Here is an 8,382-nt window from a genome sequence, read left to right on the forward strand (position 1 = left end):
CCAAAATCGTGCGCGGGTGCACCGATTACAGCAGCATGCTCCCCATGAACATGGGTTTGAGTACTAATAAATACTAAATGTTTAATGAAAACAAAATCAGGGGATAGAAGCTAACAGCCATTGAATCCGTGATTTGCAATTTCGTCCGGCTGTGCTTGGACGCTTACCTTTAGGCTAAACTATGTTGTATTCATAATGTATCTAAAGGCAATTTTTGACCGACTGATGGCATTCATCGGCTTGGCAGTATTGTGGCCCGTACTGTCGGTTGTTGCTATCCTTATCCGCATGAAGATGCCCGGTGGCCCTGTTATATTCAAGCAGAAGCGCGTCGGACGTGGCGGCCGGCTGTTCACGATGTACAAATTCCGGTCGATGACTGTCGGACATGGTGGCAGCTCGGTGTCGGTGGCCGGCGAGAGTCGCATAACACCGTTGGGCGCGAAGTTGCGTCGCTACAAACTCGATGAGTTGCCGGAGCTGTGGAACGTGCTTATTGGTGACATGAGTTTTGTCGGGCCGCGTCCTGATGTGCCCGGCTATGCCGACAATCTCACGGGTGACGATCGTGAGGTGTTGCGACTACGTCCGGGTATTACCGGCCCGGCTTCGCTCAAATACCGCGACGAGGAGGAACTGCTCGCGCGACAGCCCGACCCACAGCGATATAACGATGAGGTAATCTTCCCCGATAAGGTGCGCATCAACCGCTACTACCTCCACCACTACAGCTTCATCAAAGACATACAGATGATATTCTGCACCGTCCTCGGCCGCAGAATGAAATATAACAATGAGTTAATCTGATTATCAATTTGATATTGATGCGTAAATCGATTGCTTATGTCGAGACCAAATTCTAACGAGAAGATAATATCAAGTGCAAAAACAAAAATGATATCTTGTACTGTTGTTGGTCTTGGAATCATAATCGTTGTTATATTAATTATTATACTATGTTCTGATGGTTTTACATTTTGGGCAGGAACTACAGATTATTTAACAACGAGTTATATTGGCGCGTTCATAGGTGGAACAGTCGGAACTCTTTGCACTTTTTTAAATGCCTATCTTCTTTATAAAACTCTATCTGCTCAGTCGAAATTTAACGACCATATTACTCAGAACAATATCAAGGAAATCTTCATAAGCCGGTATTACGAACTTCTTCACATCCACCACGAAATTGTAAATCAGTTTAGTATAGATTCAGATAAAGGACGACAAGTATTTAAGACGTTATTTGATGAATTTAGGATTATTTTTGAGTATGTGGAGAGCTGCCTCACGGAAATATCAAAATGGGACCCTGATTCGTTGAATGAAGGGAGTGATGAAAGGAAAATCTATGATTTTGTAAAAGAGATTGATATTAAGGACTATAACTATGAGAAATTTAAGATTGCCTATTCGTATGGTTTCTTTTTATATGGTTGCATGAACTTCTCTATGTGTGAAGGCATTGGAGAACCTGAAGAACTTTTGAACCAACGTTTGTCTCAACATGTTAGCAGCAAACTTGCCAATAAAATACCTGAAGATGGACGTAATTATCTTTTAGGGCATTACTTCAGACAGCTATATATGTGTGTTCGCTGTATTGATGATACTGATTTATTGTCGGACTCAGAAAAGTATTCATACATAAAGATGTTACGCGCTCAGATGTCTGATTATGAACAAATTTTACTGTATTATAACTCTTTATCTCCTATGGGATATGTATGGCAGAAACCTTTAGGTGAAACGAATTCATCAAAAATGTGCCTATTATGTAAATATCGTATAATAAAAAATGTTCCCCATTTCTTTTATTATATTGGTATTAGTCCAGGTGATTATTTTAAAATAGAAAAAGAATCTTACGCAAATCAAAATATAAAACTATTTGAACAAACTCCAAGTTTTGATGAGGATGCAAAGCTTACAGGTTATAAGGGCTTTTGTTTTATGATGGTTCGGCAAAAACAAAAAACAATTCAGCAATAATATGAGAGACAGAATATTGCTTTGCCTGGCGCACATGAGCGGCAAGGAGCAGGCTTTTATTAAGGAGGCGTTTGACACGAATTGGGTTGTGCCTCTTGGCCCGAATGTCAACGGGTTTGAGGCTGACCTCGAAGATTTTGTGAACAATCGTATGGGCGCGGAGCCGCTCAACAAGCGGGTTGTGGCGCTGTCGGCAGGGACGGCGGCGGTGCATCTGGCACTGATTGCGTGCGGCGTAGAGCAGGGCGACGAGGTGATAGTGCAGTCGTTTACGTTCTGCGCATCGAGTCACCCGATTACCTATCTCGGTGCAACACCGGTGTTCGTGGATTCGGAACGCGATTCGTGGAACATGGATTCGGAATTGCTCGAGGAGGCTATCAAAGACCGCATTGCCAAAGCCGGATGCAAGCCTAAGGCGATTATTCCTGTGGCTCTCTATGGTATGCCGTACCGGATTGACCGCATCATGGAGATTGCCAACCGCTACGAGATACCAGTCATCGAGGATGCCGCCGAGGGGCTTGGTTCACGCTACAACGGTCAGGTACTCGGCACATTTGGCAAATATGGGGTGTTGTCGTTTAACGGCAACAAGATGATAACGACCTCCGGCGGCGGTGCGCTCGTCTGCGACAACGCCGAGGACAAAAACAAGGTGATGTGGTACGCCACACAAGCGCGTGAGTCCTACCCATATTATCAACACGAAGCTATCGGTTATAACTACCGCATGAGCAACATCTGCGCCGGCATAGGTCGCGGACAGATGACCGTTATCAACGACCACATCGCCCATCACAAGCATGTGCAGGCACTCTACGAGGAGCTGTTGAAAGACGTGCCCGGCGTGACCATGCACTGTAATCCGTGGCAGGAAAGCGATTCCAACTTTTGGCTATGCACCGCTACACTCGACCCAGACTTGCGCATCAAAGGACAGGAGAACGCCTACAAATCCATCGTCACCGGCGCTGTTGGCGGAGCTGCAGGTGTAATCCATGCCGCATCTACAGCCACAACCGACTGCCAACCCAACGACAACGTCGAAGCGCTGCGCGTCTGCCTTGACAAAGCCAACATCGAAGCTCGCCCCCTTTGGAAGCCGATGCACAAGCAGCCCGTCTACCGCAACGCCCCGGCCTATACCAACGGCGTGAGCGAGAGCCTCTTCAAAGTCGGCATTTGTCTCCCTGCCGGCCCCTACGTCACCGACGCCGATGTCCGCTACATCGTTGACACCATCAAAGATTCTATCGAATGATGAAAGTATTAGTAACCGGCGCTGCCGGATTTATCGGTAGTGCTGTATGCCGGCGGCTGTTGGATAAGGGCGACACGGTTGTCGGGCTTGACAATATCAACGACTATTACGACCCGGAGCTGAAATATGGCCGTCTTGCCGGACTTGGTATTGCAAAGGAGGATGTTGCTTGGTACAAGTTCTCGCAAAGTACGACCTGCGAGCGGTTCAATTTCATCCGCATGAATCTCGAGGACAAACAGGTCATGCGAATGCTGTTTGCCAACAGTGGCTTCGATGGGGTTGTGAACCTCGGCGCACAGGCCGGTGTAAGGTATTCCATAACGAATCCCGACGCATATATAGAGAGCAATGTCGATGGCTTCATCAACATACTTGAGGGTTGCCGGCACAACTGGGTCAAGCACCTTGTCTATGCCTCCTCATCGAGTGTATACGGTCTCAACGGCAAAGTGCCGTTCTCGGAACATGACGGTATCGCACACCCAGTCAGCCTGTACGCCGCTACCAAGAAGAGCAACGAGTTGATGGCACATGCCTATTCGAAGCTGTATGGACTGCCGACTACCGGGCTTCGCTTCTTCACGGTCTATGGCCCGTGGGGAAGACCCGATATGTCACCGTCCCTCTTTATCGATGCGATTCTCCACGACCGTGCCATCAAAGTGTTCAACAGCGGCGAGATGCTCCGCGACTTCACCTATATCGATGATATTGTGGAGGGCGTTGTCCGCATTATCGACGTGATACCGCAGGGCAATCCCGACTGGGACGAGACACACCCAGACCCGGCTACGTCTCCTGCCCCTTACCGTGTTTATAATATCGGCAACCAACAGCCGACAAAGCTGATGGACTATATCGCCTGCATTGAAAAGGCGATTGGCTGCGAAGCAAAGAAAGAGTTCCTGCCCATGCAGCCTGGCGACGTTTATCAGACCTACGCCGATTCGTCCGCACTCGGCGAAGCCACCGGCTTCAAACCCAACACACCGCTGCAAACCGGCATAGACCGCACCGTAGCATGGTTCAAAGAATATTACAATCTATGAGTATGAAAGAAAAATATAACATAGCTGTAGCCGGCACAGGATATGTCGGCTTAAGCATCGCGACTTTATTGGCACAACACAACCATGTCACGGCGGTTGATGTCATTCTAGAAAAAGTTGAGAAGATCAACAAACGGATTTCGCCGATTCAAGATGAGTATATCGAGAAGTATCTGGCTGAAAAGGCACTGGATCTTACAGCTACACTTGACGGTGAATCCGCTTATAAGGATGCGGACTTCGTAGTGATTGCCGCCCCAACGAATTACGACCCGGTAAAGAACTTCTTCGATACCCATTGCATCGAGGAGGTCATCGACCTTGTATTGAGTGTCAATCCGGATGCCGTTATGGTTATCAAGTCGACTATCCCGGTTGGTTACTGTCGTAATCTGTACGTGAAGTATGCTGCCAAAGGTGCCAGGCAGTTCAATCTGCTTTTCTTCCCGGAGTTTCTGCGCGAGAGCAAAGCGTTGTACGACAACCTCTATCCAAGCCGTATTATCGCCGGCATTCCGAAGATTATCGACAAGCCTGAATTTGCTGAAGAAAATGCAGCGATACGGGCAGTCACCGACATTGAAAAATTGAACGATGCGGCGCGTATATTCGTAGGCTTGCTTCAACAGGGCGCAATCAAAGAGAATATTCCGGTGTTATATATGGGTATAAAGGAAGCGGAAGCCGTGAAACTCTTCGCCAATACCTATCTCGCCCTGCGCGTCAGCTACTTCAACGAACTGGACACTTACGCCGAGGTCAAAGGGCTCGATTCGCGGGCGATCATCGAAGGGGTCGGTCTTGACCCGCGCATCGGCACACACTATAACAATCCCTCTTTTGGCTATGGTGGTTATTGTCTGCCAAAGGACACAAAGCAGTTGCTTGCCAACTATGCCGAGGTGCCGCAGAATATGATGTCGGCGATTGTCGAGAGCAACCGCACACGTAAGGATTTTATTGCCGACCAAATACTGAAAATGGCGGGGTATTACGACTATTATTCTGCCAATACTTTCGGTAATGCTCCGGAACAGGTTTGTACCATCGGTGTCTATCGCCTCACCATGAAGTCAAACAGCGACAATTTCCGCCAGTCCTCCATTCAAGGCGTGATGAAACGCATCAAGGCTAAAGGTGCACAGGTCATCATCTACGAACCGACCCTCGAAGACGGTACGACATTCTTCGGCAGCCTCGTGGTCAACGACCTCGACAAGTTCAAAGCTCAGTCGCAAGCCATCGTCGCCAACCGCTACGACACAAGCCTCGACGATGTAGCCTCCAAAGTCTATACACGCGACATCTTCCGCCGCGACTAATACAATCCCTGCAATGGGCATCAACCCTCCGGGCTAAGGCACAAAGAAGTTTACAGTAAGGTTCCGATATCGGTGCGCAGGAAATCTTCCAATGTTACTCCGCCGGTGCCTACGACAAAGGACCTTTTGGGGTGGAAGGCCTCTGTGAATGCCGGCAAGCCGGAGTTCATGCCGCGCCGTCCGCTTTTGACCTCTATAGCGGTGATTTCTCCGTCATGAAGGATGATATAATCGACCTCGTTGTCTTTTTCTCCGCTTCTTCTTGACGGTTCACGCCAATAGAATACTTGGTAATCGGATGCTTCGGCATGATGTAAAATATGTGTTCCGACAGCACTCTCTACCCATCTGCCCCAAACTTTCGTATCGGTCCGGTCGGCTATGAATGAGCGGCCTTTGTATGCTGTCAGAAGTGCATTGTTGTAGACTTGGAATTTAGGTATGGAGTTCCGTTTTCGGGCATCATCATTGGCATATTTCTGCAACCCGGTCAGCAAGGCGCACTGGTTGAGTAATTCAAGATAGGATGCGAGGGTCGTCACATTGCCTGCGTCTTGCAACTGCCCCATTATTTTGGTCAACGACACGATTTCGGATGAGTAGCCGCATCCTAACTCGAAGAGTTGTTTCATCAGTGCCGGTTTGTAGATGTTGGAGGTCATGATGACGTCTTTTTCGATCGCCGGAGCGACCAGTGAGTCTTTGATGTATTTCCGCCATCGTTTTTCGTCATCGATCATGTGGACCGGTCCGGGATACCCGCCAAAATAGATGTATTGGTCAAGTGTCACGCCGAAAGCTTCGCGCATCTCCTTATAGCTCCAGTGGTTCATGCGTATCAGTTCAAACCGTCCTGCCAGCGATTCGGTCAGGCCTTTTTTCAGGAGCAACCGGCTACTGCCCAAAAGTATGACTTTGAGGTTGACTCGCCTGCGTGAATCCTCATCCCATTCCCGCTTTACCATTTCGCTCCAATTGTCTATCTTTTGAACCTCGTCTATTACGAGAAGATGTTCTTGCTCTCCCCGGATCGACATGGTGATTCTTGCCGCCTCCCATATCCGGTGGATCCAGTCGCTGTCGTGCGGATTTACGGCGTCGGCAACTTCCAAAGTGAAAGGGATGTTGACGCTGTCAAGCACTTGGCCGGCAAGGGTGGATTTGCCCACCTGCCTCGGGCCCGCCAGCACCTGGATGAACTTCCTCGGCTCCAGGATGCGGTCTCTGAGCGTAATATATTGCTCCCTAAGATAGTGCATACTCATATTGTTGGTAATAATTACTCAATTGTGTGTACGGATTTACTCAAAACACATTGCAAAAATACTCAATTCCTGCAATATGGCAAAGCTTGGATGTACAATTATAATATATGAGAAAAGAGAGAATATTGCTTTGCCTGGCGCACATGTCGGGCAAGGAACAGGATTTTATCAAATATGATCTGAATCCTGTCAAGGTCACCCTTGTGATATTTAATCGTTATCAATTATAAAAATAAGTGGTGCAGGCTGTTTGTGATACAACAAGTCGGCTTTCACCGAACGCTTACTACCATTCTATGAAATCCATCAGGAAACTGGCCCGCTGGTATTTCTCCCGGTCGGCCCTGCCGTATTGGAGCATACTGCTCCTCGACTGCGTGTTTGTGGTGTTCTCGGGGCTGCTGGCCTTCGCCGTTCACCATGGCTCGGAACAGACGCTCAGCGTCCTGGGACCGCTCTGCCTGACCCTCTGCGCGTTCCTTGCCTGCTTTATCATCGGCTTCCGCATCTTCCACACCTACAACGGCGTGATGCGCTACTCCTCGTTCTCCGACCTGCTGAGGGTCGGCTCGTCGGTGTTCTTCGGAGCCGTGCTGTGCTGCATTGTGCTGTGGCTCTTCAACGCCTCTGGCAGGATCGTGTCATTCGGATACGCCGACATAATCCTCATGGGGCTGTTCGCGGTCGCCTTCATGTGGACTGTCCGCGTGTGGGTGAAGACCGTCTTCGAGCAGACCGCCAAGCGCGCCGACACCAGCCGGGCATATATCCTTGGCGTCAGGGACGGCGGCGTGGCCCTCGCCAAGAGTATACGCTCGTCGGCTGACTCCCCCTATGCTCTCCAGGGCTTCGTAAGTGATGAGGGGGACATGGAGAACCGTGTGCTGATGGGGGTCAGGGTGCACCCGTTCGACAGCGCTCTGCCGGATACGATGAGACGAAACCGCGTCAGCACGCTGATAGTCTCACCCCTCAAGATGGACGCGCTGAAGGAGAAAGGGGCAGCGGACCTCATCAATGAGCTGGTCGACAGCGGGGTCAGGATCCTCGTCATGCCTCAGGCGAGGGAATGGGACGGCAAGGGCGACCTGCGGCTGAGCGCCTTCCACCCGGTGGATGTTGAGGACCTGCTGCCGCGCGAGAAGATAGAGGTTGACATGAAAGCAGCCGCCGGCCTGCTCCACGGGCATGCGGTGATGATCACGGGGGCAGCCGGGAGCATCGGCTCTGAGATGGTGAGGCAGATAGCGGCATACACCCCGTCTAAGCTGATACTCATAGACCAGGCGGAGACCCCGATGCACGGCATCAGGATGATGATGCACGACCGGTGGCCGGGGATAGAATCGGAGACAATCGTTGCCGACATCGCCGACCGAAGGATCATGGAGCGCATCTTCAGCCGGTACAAGCCGGAGTATGTCTTCCATGCGGCCGCCTACAAGCACGTACCGATGATGGAGGACAACCCCTACGAGAGCGTGGTCAAC

The 8,382-nt window shown here is 50.0% G+C and carries 8 protein-coding genes; 7 read left to right on the forward strand and 1 reads right to left on the reverse strand.

What is annotated here, in order from left to right; all coding sequences use genetic code 11:
• Window positions 1-195 precede the first annotated feature (195 nt).
• Genes G7Y39_RS12695 through G7Y39_RS12715 form a run of 5 tightly spaced genes read left to right on the forward strand, consistent with a single transcriptional unit; the run spans window position 196 to window position 5,627 of the window.
• A complete protein-coding gene (locus G7Y39_RS12695; protein ID WP_165157815.1) occupies window positions 196-807 on the forward strand; it encodes a sugar transferase in 612 nt (203 codons plus the stop codon).
• Between the two features lie 36 nt (window positions 808-843).
• Window positions 844-1,989, forward strand: coding sequence for a putative phage abortive infection protein (locus G7Y39_RS12700; protein ID WP_165157816.1), 1,146 nt, complete (start codon window positions 844-846; stop codon window positions 1,987-1,989).
• A 1-nt stretch (window position 1,990) separates the two neighbouring features.
• Entirely contained in the window at window positions 1,991-3,253 is a 1,263-nt protein-coding gene (locus G7Y39_RS12705; protein ID WP_165157817.1) for a DegT/DnrJ/EryC1/StrS aminotransferase family protein, read from the forward strand.
• Window positions 3,253-4,305: an NAD-dependent epimerase gene (locus tag G7Y39_RS12710; RefSeq protein WP_165157819.1), complete on the forward strand. Its 1,053-nt coding sequence runs from the start codon at window positions 3,253-3,255 to the stop codon at window positions 4,303-4,305. Before G7Y39_RS12705 ends, G7Y39_RS12710 begins: the two co-directional genes overlap by 1 nt.
• Window positions 4,306-4,307: 2 nt before the next feature.
• A complete protein-coding gene (locus G7Y39_RS12715) occupies window positions 4,308-5,627 on the forward strand; it encodes a nucleotide sugar dehydrogenase (protein ID WP_165157820.1) in 1,320 nt (439 codons plus the stop codon).
• 50 nt (window positions 5,628-5,677) lie between these two features.
• Here the strand turns inward: G7Y39_RS12715 and G7Y39_RS12720 are convergent, their stop codons facing one another.
• Complete coding sequence (locus G7Y39_RS12720; RefSeq protein WP_241160057.1) at window positions 5,678-6,892, reverse strand: ATP-binding protein; 1,215 nt, start codon at window positions 6,890-6,892, stop codon at window positions 5,678-5,680.
• Window positions 6,893-6,999: 107 nt separating this feature from the next.
• Here G7Y39_RS12720 and G7Y39_RS13815 point away from each other — a divergent pair, with 107 nt between their 5' ends.
• Both G7Y39_RS13815 and G7Y39_RS12725 read left to right on the forward strand, forming a co-directional pair.
• Complete coding sequence (locus G7Y39_RS13815; protein ID WP_255453026.1) at window positions 7,000-7,122, forward strand: hypothetical protein; 123 nt, start codon at window positions 7,000-7,002, stop codon at window positions 7,120-7,122.
• Window positions 7,123-7,188: 66 nt separating this feature from the next.
• Window positions 7,189-8,382: polysaccharide biosynthesis protein (locus G7Y39_RS12725; protein ID WP_165157818.1), on the forward strand; the 1,194-nt coding region annotated here is incomplete at its 3' end.

It is taken from the genome of Parabacteroides sp. ZJ-118, from assembly GCF_011038785.1.
Lineage (GTDB): Bacteria > Bacteroidota > Bacteroidia > Bacteroidales > Tannerellaceae > Parabacteroides.